The organism is Amycolatopsis sp. SID8362, from assembly GCF_010550475.1.
In the GTDB taxonomy this organism is placed as follows: Bacteria; Actinomycetota; Actinomycetes; order Mycobacteriales; family Pseudonocardiaceae; genus Amycolatopsis; species Amycolatopsis eburnea.
Genome location: NZ_JAAGNB010001367.1, coordinates 1 through 14,648, shown reverse-complemented (window position 1 = coordinate 14,648; position 14,648 = coordinate 1). Strand labels below are relative to the sequence as shown.

Here is a 14,648-nt window from a genome sequence, read left to right as displayed (position 1 = left end):
GTGCTTGAGCGCGTTCGTCAAAGCTTCCTGCACGACGCGGTAGGCCACCAGGTCGGCACTGCCGGCGGCCTCGGACGGCGTGCCCTCCTCGGCGAACTCCACCGGCTGCCCGGCCTCGATCGCGTGGTCCACGAGCGCGCGGAGCCCGCCCGGCGGCGGCGCGATCCCGGGTCCGTGGTCCGGGTTGAGCAGGTCCAGCAGGTGCCGCAGGTCGGCGATGGCCCGGCGGCCGGTGCCGGTGATCGCGGTCAGCGACTCGCCGAGGCGCTCCGGCGCGGCGGTCAGGTACCGGGCCGCTTCGGCCTGCACGACCATCGCCGTCACGTGGTGGGTGACGACGTCGTGCAGCTCGCGGGCGATGCGGGCGCGTTCGGCCGCGCGGGTGTCCTCGGCGACGCGGCGGCGGCGTTCGGTCTCGGCGGTGCGGGTGGCGCGCAGCCACGCCCCGATGCCCCACGCGAACACCAGCAGCAGGAAGAACGTGACGTACTCTTCGGCCGGGTCCGTGCCGAGCCGGAAGAGGACGACCGCCAGCGCGATGTAGGCCACGGAGAGCAGCGACGCGGTGATGTGCCTGCGCGCCGCCAGGTGGGCACCCGCGCTCATCAGCGCGACGGCCAGCGCCGCGCCCGAGACCGAGTGGTAGCCGCGGAGCTGGTCGAGGGCGAAACCGAGCGACACCAGCGTCACGCACAGCCCGGGCCACCGCCGCCGGAGGGCGAGCGGGAGGCACTCGAACCCGACGGCCACGAAGGCCAGCGCGTCGAAGGGGCGTTGCGGGAGGCCGCCGAGCTGCGTGCCGTGGCTCTGGACCACCGGCAGGAACGCCGCCGCCAGGAACAGCACCGCGAGCGGGGTGTCCCGGACGGCGACGTCGAACCGGCGCCACCGCGCCAGAGCCCGCTCGATCACCGGGAAAGTGTAGTGACGGCGTCGACCCGCTCGGCGCGACGGCGGGGCACCAGGGTGCCGCGGCGGTGGGCCAGCCACAGGAACGCGCCCGTTCCGAGGAGGCAGAACAGCAGCGAGTACAGGCTGCCTTCCGGGCCGAACGCGCCACCGGTGACGGCGACCGGGCCCGACGTCACGGCGTCCAGCAGGCCCTGCGGGGTGCCGTTGCCCGAGACCTCCGTGCCGAACAGGCCCGCCGCGGCGAAGTTCCAGCCGAAGTGCACGCCCATCGGCAGCCAGAGCTTGCGGGTGGCGATGTACGCCGAGGTCAGCAGGCCGCCGGCCTCGATCGCGATGGCGAGGGCGCCCCACAGCGTCGCGTGCTCGTTGAACAGGTGCGAAGAGCCGAACAGCACCGCGGTCAGCACCAGGGCGATCCAGGTGCCGGTGCGCTCCTCGATGATCCGGAACAGCACCCCGCGGAAGAGCAGTTCCTCCGTCGCCGCGGCGGCCGCCATGAAGCCGAGCAGCCCGATCGCGCCCGTGACCGTGCCCCAGCCGCGGATCTCGTAGTCCCCGAGGAGCGCGATGTTCGCGATGACGGCCGCGAACAGCGCGATCCCGACGAGCGTCCCCCACACCAGCCCGGTCGACGGCCGGGCCAGTTCGGTCACCGGGCGCTGCTCGGTCCGCCGCACCACCCACCGGTAGGCCATGACCGCCAGGACGGCGGTCGCCGTGCCGACGACCAGCGTCAGCCACGGGTTTCCCGTCACCGCGTTGGCGGCTTGGCTGCCGAGGAACGCGATCGCCGCGACGGCCAGCAACTGCCAGAGCAGCCTCATCAGAACTCCTTCGCCGATTCCGCGGCCGACGTGCCGCGACTGCGGTGAACGCTAGGGATCGGGCGGCCCGGAATCGTCCCCGAGCGGTGGACATTCGCGCGTAGCTCGCACGGGGGACGCTTGAACCTTTCCGGCCCCTCGCGGACTAGTAAGAGTGAAGACGGGCGAAGGAGGCCGGGTGGGGGCGTCGTCGAGAGACCTCGATTTCAGCGAATACTTCGCCGCGCGGGTCCAGCGGTTCCGCCGGGTGGCGTTCGCCCTGTGCGGCGACTGGCACGGCGCGGAGGACCTCGTGCAGGCGATGTTCGTCCAGCTGTACCGCCGGTGGCGCCGGGTCCGGCCGGACACGGCCGACGCGTACGCGCGCCGCGTGCTGCTGAACCTCTTCCTGGCCGGACGGCGGAAGTCCGGGCGCGAGTACGTGACGCCGTCGCCGCCCGAAGCCGCGTCGCCACCGGGCCGGGACACCCCGCTGCGCCTCGACGTCGAGCGCGCGCTGGCCGGGCTGACGCCGAGGCAGCGCGCGATGGTCGTGCTGCGGTTCCTGGAGGACCTCCCGGTGGCCGAAGTGGCGGCGCTGCTGCGCGTGGCCGAAGGCACGGTCAAGTCCCAGACGGCCCGCGGGGTCGAAGCCCTGCGCGCGGCCCTGCCGGCGCCGACGAGCGAGGAGTGGTGATGGAAGAGGTCCGGTCCTTGCTGGCGGCGTACGTGACCGAAGGCGAGCCCCCGCTCGGCTTGTCGGGCGACGCGGTCCTCGCGGCGGCGCGGGCTTCCCGCCGCCGTCACTTGCTGACGGGCGCGGCGGCGCTGGCCGTGGCGGTCCTCGCGCTGGCGCTGGCGGTGGTGGTGCTGCCGCACCGGGGTCAGGTGGCGGACGTCCCGTGCCCCACCGCGTCGGACACCCGCGAGGCGCTGGTCGACCGGCTCAGCTGCGTGGTGGGGCGGGCGGTCCGCGCGCTGCTGCCCGCGGACGCGCGGATCACGCGCCTGACGATCCCGGGCGAGACCCCGCCGGCGGACCCGTTCCACCTGATCGCCGACCCGGCCGGGGACGCGCCGCGGGAGGCGTTGTTCCACATGGGGGTCCGGGTGACGGACGCGGCGGGGTCGGGTTCGGTGTACGTGCTGATGGTGCCGGGCAACGCGGGCGGGCCGCCGTGCGGTGAGGTGGGGGAGGTTTCGTGCCGCTCGGAGCAGACGTCCGTGGGCGGGTTGATGATCTCGACGCTGCGGGCCGGTGACGTCGTGACCCACCGGGTGACGCGGTCCGGTGTGGGGTATCTCGTGCAGTTCTGGTCGAACAACAGCGGGGTGCTGGCGCAGTCGGGGGTGCGGCTGCCGGGACAGCGGCCGGAACCGACGTTGACGGAGGCGCAGGTGCGGCAGCTGGCCCTGACCCCGGGGCTGGACTTCTAGTGCCGCCGGGACCTCAGCGTCTCGATGACTTCGTCGTCCCAGCGGTGGGTCCGGATCAGGCGGTACCGCTCCGCCGCAACCCACATGTACGCCTCGGCGTCCGTCCGGTCGCCGATCAGCCCCGCCTGCCGCAGCATCGCCACCACCGGTCCGAACTCCTCGTCGAACCACCGTTGCGCCACGCTCGCGCGGTCGCAGAACTTGCCTTCGTCCTGCATCAGCCGGAAGCCCCACGCCTCCACGTGCTCGCCCAGCCGCGCGTAGTCCCACGGGTCCGACACGATCACCGACGCGCGGGCGTGGCCCGTCAGCGGTACCCGTTCCAGGAAGAGGCGGCGGTAGTCCTTGACGATCAGGTCGCCTCGGTGGCGGATGCCGCTCGGGTCCAGTTTGGTCCGGACCGCCGTCACCGCGGCCTCTATTGTGGACAGTCCCTGCGCGATCGCGACCGAAACCCGGTGGTGGCCGTCGATGATGAAGTGGAGTTCGCCGACGCGGTAGACCTCGATCGGCGGGATCTCCTCGCCGCGGCGGGCCGCCAGGGCGAGGCGCTCCCAGCGTTGGCGGACGCGGGCCGACGTCGGGCGGAAGCGGCGGTCGAAGTCGCGGCTGCGGTCGACCGTGCCGACGATCGAGTCCAGCTTGATCACCCGCAGCCCGATCCGGTGCTCGCCGAGGTAGCCGAGCGCCTCCACGACTTCGTGGAACGGCAGCATGATGTTGACGTCGTCCGGCTCGCGGCGCAGCCACGTCGAGAGCCGCGAAAGCACCTGGCCGCGGCGCGCCCGGAGGAAGTCGTTTTCCGCGTCGGCGCGGGGGAACCCCGTCTCCTTCATGAGAACTCCATGATCCGGTGGCCCACCACGTTGCGGATCCGGGTGTCGCCGACGACCCGGTCGGGCACCGGCTCGCCGTGGGGGTGGATGTGCCCGTGCAGCAGCCACTTCGGCCGCAGCGCGTCGATCGTCCGGTGCAGGCAGGCGAACCCGCGGTGCGGCGGGTCCGCGCGGTCGCCGAGGTCCAGCGGTGGCGAGTGCGTCAGCAGGACGTCGACGGCACGGCCGTCGCGACGGCGCCGCCACTTCGCGCGCCGCACCAGGCCGCGGGCGCGGCGCGCCTGCTGGCGCTGCGTCCACTGGTTCGGCCCGTCGTTGTAGCGGATCGAGCCGCCGAGACCGGCGAACCGGATCCCGGCGACGTCGACGACCCGGCCGTCCGCGTTGACGCCGCCCGCCGGCCCCGGCCAGACCGTCGGGAAACCGTCCTTCATGGACAGCCCGCCGTAGCGCGTGTAGCCGCTCAGGTCCGGGTCGTGGTTGCCGGGCACGAACACGCACGGCACGTCGAGCGCGCCGGCCAGGAACGCGAGGTAATCGTAGGGGAGGTCACCGGCACCGATGACCAGGTCGACGGAGACGGCGCGGACCGCGTCGGTCCACAGCCGCTCGTCGACCTCGTCGGAGACCACCAGCGCTTTCGGCACGCACCCAGGGTACGACGCCGGGCGTCATTTCATCCCGTGCGCGAACCCCGGGTCGGCGACGATGACGAAGGTGATCACGACGATCCACAGCACGCTGAGCGCGAGCGCCCAGAACTTGAGGTTGGACAGCATTCGAGGCATCACGAATTCTCCGAATCCGGTGGAAAAGAAAGGGGACCTAGAGCCAGCCGTTCTTCCGGAATATTCGGTACAGCAACAGGCAGATGCCGAGGATCACGGTGATCACCAGCGGGTACCCGAACTTCCAGTGCAGCTCGGGCAGGTAGTCGAAGTTCATCCCGTAGATGCCGGCGATCATCGTCGGCACGGTGATGATCGCCGCCCACGACGTGATCTTGCGCATGTCGGTGTTCTGCTGCAGCGAAATCTTCGCGACCGTCGCGTCGACCAAGGTGGACAGCAGCTCGTCGAACGCCGCCACCCGTTCGGACACGGTCGTGAGGTGGTCGGCGACGTCGCGGAAGTAGGAGCGGACCTCGTCCGGCACCAGCCGCGTGTAGCCCTCGGCCAGACGCTGCACCGGTGTCGCGAGCGGCATCACCGCGCGCCGCAGCTCGAGGACCTCCCGCTTCATCAGGTAGATCTGCTCGGCGCTGATCTGCGACCGGGGCGCGAAGACCTGCGCCTCCATGACGTCGATGTCGTTCTCGATCCGGCCCGTGACGTCGAGGTAGTGGTCGACGACGTGGTCGGCGATCGCGTGCACGACCGCGGCCGGGCCGAGCTGCAGGCGCTCGGGGTCCTCGTCCAGCTCCCGGCGCAGCCGCGCCAGTCCCGAGTGGTTCCCGTGCCGCACGGTGATGACGAAGTCGCGGCCGAGGAACACCATGAGCTCGCCGGTTTCGACGATCTCGTTCGCCGTGGTGGGTGATTCGTGTTCGACGTACCGGACGGTCTTGACCACCAGGAAGAGCGTGTCGTCGTAGCGCTCGAGCTTCGGCCGCTGGTGCGCTTCGAGCGCGTCCTCGACCGCCAGCTCGTGCAGCCCGAACGTGTCCGCGACGCCCTGGATCTGCTCGGCGTCCGGCTCGTGCAGCCCGATCCAGACGAACCCCTCGTGCCGCTTCCGGACCTCTTTGATGGCTTCGGTGTGGGTCCAGCGGCCGGGCAGGCGCTCGCCGGCGACGTAGACCGCGCAGTCGACGACGTACGCCGAGAGCGGCACCGGAACGCGGACGGGCACGCCCTTGGCCCGGCTGTTGCCGCGGCCGCGAAGGCCGCCGAGCGAGGGAATGGCAGGCATGGGATCTCCTGGGCGTCGTGCGTTGGTCGTGCGAGACGACTGACCAGGGGCGGAACGCGTCCGCCCGGCGACACCAGCGTTCCCGAGGGGGTGAAAAGGCCTACCTGGAGACGACCCGTGAGGTGGGAACGCTGGGACTACTAGGGAGCGGACTATCGCCACTGCTCATCGGGTTCCTCACCTCCTTCGGGCCGGGTGCAGAGTGGTGGGGCTCGCGTTGACGCGCGAGAACCGATGGTTGAGGGTACTCCTCACTACGGATGCGTGTCGTACCAGCCTCACGCGGTGTTACGCGGGCAAGGAGAAGACGAGTGCAGTTCGGTCGGTACTACGAGGAGTTCGAGGTCGGTGCGGTCTACAAGCACTGGCCGGGCAAAACGGTCACCGAATACGACGACCACCTGTTCTGCCTGATCACCATGAACCACCACCCGCTGCACCTGGACGCGCACTACGCCGAGGAGACCACGGACTTCGGCAAGAACGTCGTGGTCGGCAACTACGTCTACTCGCTGCTGCTCGGGATGTCGGTGCCCGACGTCTCCGGCAAGGCCATCGCGAACCTCGAGGTCGAGTCGCTCAAGCACGTGAAGCCGACGTTCCACGGCGACACCATCTACGGCGAGACCGAGGTGCTCGACAAGACGCCGTCGAAGTCGAAGGACGACCGCGGCGTCGTGTACGTCGAGACGCGCGGGTACAAGCAGGACGGCCTGATCGTGTGCACCTTCCGGCGGAAGGTGATGGTGCCGAAGCGCTCGTACGGGGAGACTCGGGGCGGGGAGCAGCCGGGCCGGCCGGTGCCGCACGAATGAGGCTCTGATGGACCTGGACGCGATCAAGGACGTACTGCGCACGTTCGCGGAAGTCGAGGCCCGCGGGGTCTCGCCGCTGTACGAGCACCTGGCGCTGCGGGCGGCCGAAGACGACGACGTCGCCGGCCTGCTGTCGGTGGCCCGCGACGGCGAGGTGCGCGCGACGCTGCTGATGGCGACCGCGCACCGCCTCGTCCAGGCCGACCCGATCCACCCGCTGTCCCGCTACTACCCCTCGCTGGGCGGCTTCGACGGCGTCGACTCCGAGACGTGGCCGCTGTTCCGGTCGTTCCTGCTGGAGCGGGCCGAGAAGGCGCGCGCGTTGATTTCGTCGCGGTACACCCAGACGAACGAGGTCCGCCGCGCGGCGCTGCTGTACCCGGGCGTGGCACGGGCGGCTCGTGAAGCGGGCGGCAAGGTCGCGCTGCTGGAGGTCGGCTGCAGCGCGGGGTTGCTGCTCGGCTTGGACCGCTTCGGCTACCGCTACCAGTGCGACGGCGGCGAGCAGCTGACGGCGGGCCCGGCCAAGTCGGCGGTTGGCCTGCACTGCGCGCTGGATCTGGCCCCGGGCGCGGTGGCGCCGAAGCTGCCGAAGAAGCTCGCGATCACGGACCGGGCGGGGCTCGACCGGGCCCCGGTCGACCTGTCGGACGAGGACGAGCTGGCGTGGCTCGAGGCCTGCGTGTGGGCCGACCAGCCGGACCGGATCCGGTTGCTGCGGACGGCCGCGGCGGAGCAGGCGAAGCACCGGCCGCGGTTGATCGCGGGGGACGGGGTCGCGGACTTCGCTTCGGCGGCTGCCTCCCTGGAGGGGCCGCTCGTCGTGGTGACCAGCCACGCGTTGGCTTACTTCGGAGCTGCTCGGCGGGCTGAGTTCGTGGCGGAGCTGGCTTCGCTGGCGGCTTCGCGGCCGTTGTGGTGGGTTTCGGAGGAGTTCTACGGGGCTGGGCTGGAGCTGGTGCTGCCTGGGCGGGCGGATCTCGCCGTTGGGGACGGGCTGGCGACGCTCGGGGTGGTCCGGTGGGAGGACGGGAAGGCGGAGGCCCATGCCTTGGCCCGGACCGCGCCGCACGGGCAGCGGATGACCTGGCTGCCGCTTTAGCCCCGCCGGCCCGGCTCCCGCTGCCCCGGCACGGTCACGACGGCTCCGCCGGGCGGGGATGCCGGCCGGTCCGCAATGTCATGAACGAGTCATTCACCTCGCCAGACGACATGAATGACCCTTTCACAACATCCCCGCGACGCCGAGCAGACCACGCGGCCGGCCCGCGGCCGGTCACCCGCTCGTCGGCGCCCGACTTTGCCGGGGCCCTGTCGCCGGACGCCATGAACGGGTCGTTCATGGCGCCCGGCCCCGGCCTGCGGCTCGTCCCGGAGCACGGCAACCCCTAACGGCCCTGTCCGAGGCCGCTCAAGCCCGCGGCAAGGCGTCCCAGTCACGCAAAGTCACGTACAGGAGATCCACCAGCTCCCCGCGCGCCTCCAGCCCCGAAAGGTCTGCCGCTTCGGACCAACGCACGTCCGTCGCGTCATCACCCGCCGTGAGCACCCCGCCGGCCACGGCGCACGCGTAATCGAAGATCAAGTACGGCCCTCGCCGGACGCTCCCGATCAATGTGCCCGGAATCACGTCGAGCCCGGTCTCTTCCCGAAGCTCCCGAATAACTGCCGTTTCGTCCGATTCGCCCGGTTCGACTCGGCCACCCGGCAGCGACCATTGACCCGAACCGGGGTCATTGCGGCGCCGGATGAGCAGCAATCGGCCGTGGTCGTCGAACGCGATGCCGCCGACACAGCGGATCGTGGTGCTGGTGGGAGCCTCCATGTCCCCAACGGTAGACGTGATCGAACTGAAAACGGATGTCCTGTACACGGAGAGTAGCCGTACGGTACACTTCGGACCACGTGCTGACCCAAGCGCGGGACTTACCTCCCGTGTGCCAGTTGAGTGCGGTACAACGTAAAAAGTCTGTTGTCCGGTGTCACCGTAAGAGACGGGATTTGATCGCGGTGAACGTGAAGAAGATTGCGGGCCTCGCCGGTATCGCGTTGGTGCTGTTCTTCGTCATTGCCCAGCCGGGGCAGGCCGCTGGCCTCGTCGGCAACATCATCCAGTTCCTCCGTGACTCGGCCGAATCGGTGATCACCTTCGTCAGCAACGTCTTCAAGGGCTGATCGAGGGCTACCCTCGACCTATGTTCGCGCCACGCGACCCCGACGAGTACCTCCTCGATACCGAGCGGCGGGTCATCCGGATCCGCCGCCACTGGGCGGTGCTGCTGTGGGACACCTTCGAGGCGGCCGCGCTCCTGGCCATCTGCGTGCTGGTGTCCTACCTGCTGCCACCGGCGCTGTACATCGGCCAGAACATCCTCTGGTACGTCGCGCTGCTCGTCGTCCTGCGGTTCGCCTACGTGGTGATGGAGTGGTGGGTCGAGCGGCTGGTGGTCACCGACAAGCGGTTCGTCATGACCACCGGGGTGTTCACGACCAAGGTGCTGATGATGCCCATCAGCAAGGTCACCGACCTCAGCTACGTGCGCACCGCCACCGGCCGCATGATGGGTTACGGGACGATGGTCGTCGAGTCGGCCGGGCAGATCCAGGCGCTCAACAAGATCGACTTCCTGCCGCGGCCAGAAGAGTTCTACGACACGATCTCGGAGCTCGTCTTCGGCGACAAGCAGAAGCAGGCCGAGCGCTTCTCGATGATCAAGGCCCAGCGGGCTGCCCGGGGTAAGAAGCCAGTCGGCTAGCCCGTCCCGCCGAGCGTGTGACGCAGCGCATCGTCGACAATGGACACGATGCGCATCGACCTGCACGCCCACTCCACTGCTTCCGACGGCACCGACACGCCGGCCGGGCTCGTCGCCGCGGCCGCGAGAGCCGGGCTCGACGTCGTCGCGATCACCGATCACGACACCACCGCGGGCTGGGCGCCCGCCGCCGAGGCGGTGCCGCCGGGGCTGACGCTCGTGCCCGGCGCCGAGCTCTCCACGGTGTCGATCGACCCCGCGACCGGGCGCCAGATCAGCGTCCACCTGCTCGCCTACCTCTTCGACCCGACGTCCGAGCCGGTCGTCACCGAGCAGACGCGCCTGCGCGTCGAGCGCCGCACGCGGCTGCGCCGGATGGCCGAGCGGATGGCCGCCGACGGCCTGCCGATCGACATCGACGAGATCTTCGGCCTGCTGCCCGAGGACTCACCGCCCGGGCGGCCGCACCTGGCGCAGGCGCTGGTCCGCGCCGGGCTGGTCACGTCCGTCGACGAGGCCTTCGCCGACTACCTCAGCCCGCGCCGCGGCTACTACGTCGCCCGCCGGGACACCCCGGTCGAAGAGGCCATCGACATGATCGCCGCGGCCGGCGGCGTCACCGTCATCGCGCACCCCTTCGCCTTCAGCCGCGGCGCCACCATCAGCGAGGACACCCTCGCCGGCCTGGCCGCGCGCGGCCTCACCGGTGTCGAGGCCGACCACCCGAACCACGACGAGCCGACGCGCGCCCGCACCCGTGAACTGGCCGGCGAGCTCGGCCTGCTCGTCACCGGGTCGAGTGATTACCACGGCACGAACAAGACGATCCCGCTCGGGGCGTGCACCACCGACCCCGGCCAGTTCGAGGAGCTGGTGGCGCGCGCGACCGGGTACCAGGTCGTGAAGGGCTGACATGGCGATCGCCGACGTCTTCGACGCGAAGCTCTTCATGAGCGCGACGATCACCCTCGTCGTGATCATGGACCCGCCGGGCACCGTGCCGGTGTTCCTCAGCCTGGTCGGCCGCAAGCCGGTCGCGACGCGGGCGCGTGCCGCCCGGCAGGCGGTCCTGGTGTCGCTGCTGGTCATCAGCCTGTTCGCGGTCGCGGGCCAGGCGATCCTCGCCTACCTCGGCATCGGCATCCCCGCGCTGCAGGGCGCGGGCGGCCTGCTGCTCCTGCTGATCGCGCTGCAGCTGCTCACCGGCAGCGGGCACGAGCCGGAGGCCGCCGCGGAGGACGTCAACGTCGCGCTGGTGCCGCTCGGCACGCCGCTGCTGGCCGGGCCCGGCGCGATCGCCGCGACCATCGTGTTCGTGCGGCAGGCCGACGGCCACATCGGCGCGTACATCGCGCTGGCGGCGGCGATCGTGATGACGCACTTCGTGATCTACATCTGCATGCGCTACTCCGGCGTCGTCATCCGGCTGATCAAGGAAAGCGGCATCACGCTGCTGGCCAAGGTGGCCGGCCTGCTGCTCGCGGCCATCGCCGTCGAGCTGGTCGCGAACTCCGTGCGCGGCTTCATGGCCGGCGGCAGCTGACCCCGCCTTTCGGGTTGTCCTGCCGGACAGGAACCCCCGCGTTCGTTGACATCGTTGGCACCGCTCGCGCAGCCTGAACCTCAGCTCAGCGCTTGAAACGATTCAATCGCCTTGCGGAGGCCTCGATGAAGTGGCACAGAGCAATCCTGCCGGTCGCGGTGCTGGTGGCGAGCGGCGTGGCCGCCACCCCCGCGGACGCCGTGCCGGGGTGGCAGAAGTACGTCGTCGCGCCGCCGAGCCGGGACGTCCGGCCGGTGCAGGTGCTGTCGACGACCGGCGACGTCGCCAACCCGGACGGCCTGCTCGGCCGGGGTGTCGCGACGTTCAAGCGGCAGGCGCTGCCGCCGAAACCGGCGTGGCCCGCGGGGACGACGGCCACCGCGTCGTCGTTCCACGCGCCCAACAACGGCGGGAACGGCCAGCCGCGGACCTACGACCCGGGCAACGCCGTCGACGGCAACACCGAGACGTTCTGGAACGACGACACGATCGGCGCCTACCCGGACGTCCTGACCATCACCGCGGGCGCGCCGGCCGCGCTGCCCGGCGTCACCGTGCTGTCCAATGTGGACGGCGTGCCGCAGGACTTCACCGTCGAGGTGCTGGACGGCGGCGCGTGGCGCGTCGCGGCTTCGGTCACCGGCAACACCGCGGTGCAGCGCGCGGTCGCGTTCGACCGGGCGGTGACGACGACGCAGGTGCGGATCACCGTGGCCAAGGACCAGAACACGCCGTCCGGTGAGTTCAGCCGTGTTGCCGAGGTCTGGCCGGGCCTGGTCGCTGATCCGCCGGTGCCGACGGCCGTCGTCGACTTCGGCAAGGTCGTCGCCGGCTACCCGAAGATCGCCTTCGCGGGCGCGTCGGCGAACCGGCCGGGCGTCCGGCTGTCGTTCTCCGAAACCCTCCAGTACCTGGGCGAACGCTCCGACTTCACGCGTTCGGACTTCTCCGGCGGGCCCGGCAGTGACCAGTACGCCGTGTCGGCGGCACCGACCGTCTGGCGGGACACGAAGGGCTGCTTGAGCGGCACGCAAGTGTGCGCGGACGGCCTGCACGGCTTCCGCTACCTGCGGATCAGCCTCGACGCGCTGGCCTCGGACGCGCCGCTCGCCCAGCCCGCCGGCGAGGTGCGGATCAGCGGCGTCTCGCTCGACTTCACGCCATTCCTCGGCACGCCGGACACCTACCGTGGCTGGTTCGAGTCGTCCGACGACGCGTTGAACCGCTACTGGTACGCCGCGTCCTACACGAACGAGCTGGGCATGGACACGTTCCGCGAGTCCGATGTGGACCCGCGCGGCGCGTTTTCGCCGTCACTGGACGGGAAGCTCGTGCTGCACGACGGCGCGAAGCGCGACCGGGACCCGTACGTCGGCGACGTCGCGGTGTCCGGGCTGACCCAGTACCTGACGCACCAGGACGGCACGGCGGCGAAGAACGTCCTCGCCGACCTGGCCGACCACCAGCGCGCGGACGGCTGGATCCCGCCCGCGTCGATCAACGACTACACGTTGCCGCTGTTCGACTACCCGCTCTGGTGGGTCACGTCGAGCTGGGACTACGTCCTCTACAGCGGCGACACCGCGTACGCGGCTTCGTACTACTCACACCTCGTGAAGACGCTCGACACGTGGTACCCGTCGGTCACCGATTCGCGCGGGTTGCTTGCGAAGGGCCTCAACGGCACAGGCGGCTACGGCGACTACGCGTTCCTGCCGCGGACCGGCGAAGTGACGTACTACAACGCGTTGTACGTACGGGCGCTTCAGGGCGCTGCCGGTCTGGCGCGGGCGACGGGACATCCCGCCGACGCCGACCGGTGGCTCGCGCGAGCTTCCGGCGTCGCCGCGGCGGTGAACGCCTACCTGTGGGATCCCGCGGCGGGCGCGTACCTCGACTCCGGGACGGGCGCTGTGCGGCACGGCCAGGACGGCAACAGCCAGGCCATCCTGGCCGGGATCGCGTCACCGTCGCAGGCCACTTCGGCGCTGGCGCGGCTGGCGGCGGGCGCGCTGCCGTACGGGAACCCGTTCATGGACAACGACACGCTCGTTTCCGACGGCACGAAGCGCGTGTACGCGTTCACGTCGTTCCCGGAGCTGCAGGCGCGGTTCCGGAGCGGGCAGGCGGACTCGGCGATCGACCAGATCAAGCGGATGTACGGCTGGATGGCCACGCACGACCCGGGAATCACGGCGTGGGAAGGCATCGGCGAGGGCGGGTCGCACTACGAGCAGGGCTACACGTCGGCGGCGCACGGCTGGTCGACAGGTGTCGTGCCGGCGTTGACCAACGACCTGCTGGGCGTTTCGCCGACGTCGCCGGGCTTCGCGACGTGGACGGTCTCGCCGCACCCGGGTTCGGTCGCGTGGGCGCGAGGAGCGGTGCCGACGCCGAAGGGCGCGTTGTCGGCTTCGTGGTCGCAGCAGGGTTCGGTGTTCTCGTTGACGGTTACTGCGCCGCGCGGGACCGCCGGTTCGCTGGTGGTGCCGTCGGGCCGGGTGGTGCTGCTGGACGGCAAGCCAGTGCGGAGCGGCTCGCTGGCCGTTTCCGGCGGGACGTACACGGTGCTGGTGGTGCGGTAGCCCGTACTTTCCGCGCGGGGCGGCCTCGCCCCGCGCGGAAAGTGTCGGTGGTGGTGCGTAGCGTGGGCGGCGTGAAGGAGCAGATGGGGTTCGACTTCGGCGTGGCGCAACCGGTGCGGCTCACGAAGGTCTCGCCGGCGCGGCTGGCGACCTTCGACGATTGCCCGCGCCGGTACCGCCTCGCCTACCTCGATCGGCCGACGCCGCAGCGCACCGGTCCGTGGGCGCACAGCACGCTCGGCGCGGTGGTGCACAACGCGTTGCGGGCGCTGTTCGACCTGCCGGTGCTCAAGCGGGTGCCGCAGCGGGCCGTGGCGCTGGTGGCCGAGTTCTGGAAGGACGCGGGCTTCGAGAGCGAGGAGCAGGCGGCGCGCTACCGGGCGCGGGCCAAGGGCTGGGTGGCGGAGTACGTCGAGGACAACGACGTCACGCACGAGCCGGCCGGGCTCGAGCGCTGGGTGTCGGCGCCGGTGAACCCGGAGCCGGGCGAGCGGCCGTCGATGATCATCGAGGGCCGCGCGGACCGCATCGACGCGCGCGCGGGGGAGCTGGTGATCGTCGACTACAAGACCGGACGGCGGCCACCGGACGAGTACGAAGCGCGGGCGTCGCAGGCACTGGCGCTGTACGCGGTGGCGGCGGCGCGCACGCTGCGGATGCCGTGCACCACGGTCGAGCTGCACCACCTCCCGACGGGCACGATCGCGGCGGCGGAGCACACCCCGGAAAGCCTCAAGCGGCACCTGCAACGCGCCGATGAGACCGCAGGGGACCTCCGCCTCGCCACGGATACCCTGAAGGCGGGCGGAGACGGGGACGTGCTGTTCCCACCCCGCCCGGACCGGCGTTGCGCCTGGTGCGACTTCCGGCCGAGCTGCGCGGCAGGCCAGGAAGCCGCCCCGCAGGCGCAACCGTGGGACCTGCTCGCGCCCTGAACGGGAGGGAACGTTGGCTTCACCGGACACCGACGAGCTGGCGACGGCACCGTTGCCCACGGGCGGTCTCGGCCCGGCGCCGCAGCGGAACCCGGCCGGAGCGCCGGAGCGGGGC

General features: G+C 71.0%; 16 protein-coding genes. 10 read left to right on the top strand and 6 right to left on the bottom strand.

All coding sequences use genetic code 11. The annotated features are described in order from the left end of the window. Both G3I65_RS42010 and G3I65_RS42005 read right to left on the bottom strand, forming a co-directional pair. Nucleotides 1-912, bottom strand: a 912-nt coding sequence (locus tag G3I65_RS42010) for a histidine kinase (protein ID WP_160701025.1), incomplete at its 3' end; no start/stop codon positions are given. Continuing rightward, on the bottom strand, nt 909-1,736 hold the full coding sequence (locus tag G3I65_RS42005; protein ID WP_160701024.1) for a CPBP family intramembrane glutamic endopeptidase: 828 nt from the start codon (nt 1,734-1,736) through the stop codon (nt 909-911). The genes G3I65_RS42010 and G3I65_RS42005, both read right to left, overlap by 4 nt. A 178-nt stretch (nt 1,737-1,914) precedes the next feature. On the opposite strand from G3I65_RS42005, the gene G3I65_RS42000 reads away from it, so the two are divergent. Continuing rightward, nucleotides 1,915-2,412: a SigE family RNA polymerase sigma factor gene (locus tag G3I65_RS42000; protein ID WP_160701023.1), complete on the top strand. Its 498-nt coding sequence runs from the start codon at nt 1,915-1,917 to the stop codon at nt 2,410-2,412. Then, nucleotides 2,412-3,152, top strand: a complete 741-nt coding sequence (locus tag G3I65_RS41995) for a hypothetical protein (RefSeq protein WP_160701022.1) — start codon at nt 2,412-2,414, stop codon at nt 3,150-3,152. The genes G3I65_RS42000 and G3I65_RS41995 overlap by 1 nt, the downstream gene beginning before the upstream one ends. Here the strand turns inward: G3I65_RS41995 and G3I65_RS41990 are convergent. The 3 genes from G3I65_RS41990 to corA all read right to left on the bottom strand — a co-directional run bounded on the left by G3I65_RS41990 (nt 3,149) and on the right by corA (nt 5,899). After that, nucleotides 3,149-3,988 carry a ParB N-terminal domain-containing protein gene (locus tag G3I65_RS41990; RefSeq protein WP_160701021.1) on the bottom strand — a complete coding sequence of 280 codons (840 nt, stop codon included), beginning with the start codon at nt 3,986-3,988 and terminating at the stop codon, nt 3,149-3,151. The two genes, G3I65_RS41995 and G3I65_RS41990, sit on opposite strands and share 4 nt — an antisense overlap. Further along, on the bottom strand, nt 3,985-4,635 hold the full coding sequence (locus G3I65_RS41985) for a metallophosphoesterase (protein WP_160701020.1): 651 nt from the start codon (nt 4,633-4,635) through the stop codon (nt 3,985-3,987). The genes G3I65_RS41990 and G3I65_RS41985 overlap by 4 nt, the downstream gene beginning before the upstream one ends. Nucleotides 4,636-4,813: 178 nt before the next feature. After that, a complete protein-coding gene (gene corA, locus G3I65_RS41980) occupies nt 4,814-5,899 on the bottom strand; it encodes a magnesium/cobalt transporter CorA (protein WP_160701019.1) in 1,086 nt (361 codons plus the stop codon). A 311-nt stretch (nt 5,900-6,210) separates the two neighbouring features. Here corA and G3I65_RS41975 point away from each other — a divergent pair, with 311 nt between their 5' ends. Together G3I65_RS41975 and G3I65_RS41970 are read left to right on the top strand one after the other, a co-directional pair. Then, entirely contained in the window at nt 6,211-6,714 is a 504-nt protein-coding gene (locus tag G3I65_RS41975) for a MaoC family dehydratase (protein WP_013223004.1), read from the top strand. A 7-nt stretch (nt 6,715-6,721) separates the two neighbouring features. After that, complete coding sequence (locus G3I65_RS41970) at nt 6,722-7,816, top strand: DUF2332 domain-containing protein (RefSeq protein ID WP_160701018.1); 1,095 nt, start codon at nt 6,722-6,724, stop codon at nt 7,814-7,816. A gap of 309 nt (nt 7,817-8,125) precedes the next feature. On the opposite strand, the gene G3I65_RS41965 is transcribed toward G3I65_RS41970, so the two are convergent. Beyond that, nucleotides 8,126-8,539, bottom strand: coding sequence for an NUDIX hydrolase (locus G3I65_RS41965; RefSeq protein ID WP_160701017.1), 414 nt, complete (start codon nt 8,537-8,539; stop codon nt 8,126-8,128). Nucleotides 8,540-8,724: 185 nt separating this feature from the next. Between G3I65_RS41965 and G3I65_RS41960 the strand changes: the two genes are divergently transcribed. From G3I65_RS41960 to G3I65_RS41935, 6 genes are all read left to right on the top strand, one after another. Further along, complete coding sequence (locus G3I65_RS41960; RefSeq protein WP_163046845.1) at nt 8,725-8,889, top strand: hypothetical protein; 165 nt, start codon at nt 8,725-8,727, stop codon at nt 8,887-8,889. A 20-nt stretch (nt 8,890-8,909) separates the two neighbouring features. After that, on the top strand, nt 8,910-9,470 hold the full coding sequence (locus tag G3I65_RS41955) for a PH domain-containing protein (protein WP_125307077.1): 561 nt from the start codon (nt 8,910-8,912) through the stop codon (nt 9,468-9,470). A 48-nt stretch (nt 9,471-9,518) separates the two neighbouring features. Next, nucleotides 9,519-10,382, top strand: a complete 864-nt coding sequence (locus tag G3I65_RS41950; RefSeq protein ID WP_375336765.1) for a PHP domain-containing protein — start codon at nt 9,519-9,521, stop codon at nt 10,380-10,382. 1 nt (nt 10,383) lies between these two features. Continuing rightward, nucleotides 10,384-11,013, top strand: coding sequence for a MarC family protein (locus G3I65_RS41945; protein ID WP_160701015.1), 630 nt, complete (start codon nt 10,384-10,386; stop codon nt 11,011-11,013). A 125-nt stretch (nt 11,014-11,138) separates the two neighbouring features. Then, complete coding sequence (locus tag G3I65_RS41940; protein ID WP_160701014.1) at nt 11,139-13,598, top strand: alpha-L-rhamnosidase C-terminal domain-containing protein; 2,460 nt, start codon at nt 11,139-11,141, stop codon at nt 13,596-13,598. 83 nt (nt 13,599-13,681) lie between these two features. Further along, nucleotides 13,682-14,533 (top strand): PD-(D/E)XK nuclease family protein, encoded by an 852-nt coding sequence (locus G3I65_RS41935; protein WP_163046846.1) that lies wholly within the window; start codon nt 13,682-13,684, stop codon nt 14,531-14,533. The last annotated feature ends 115 nt before the right edge of the window (nt 14,534-14,648 follow it).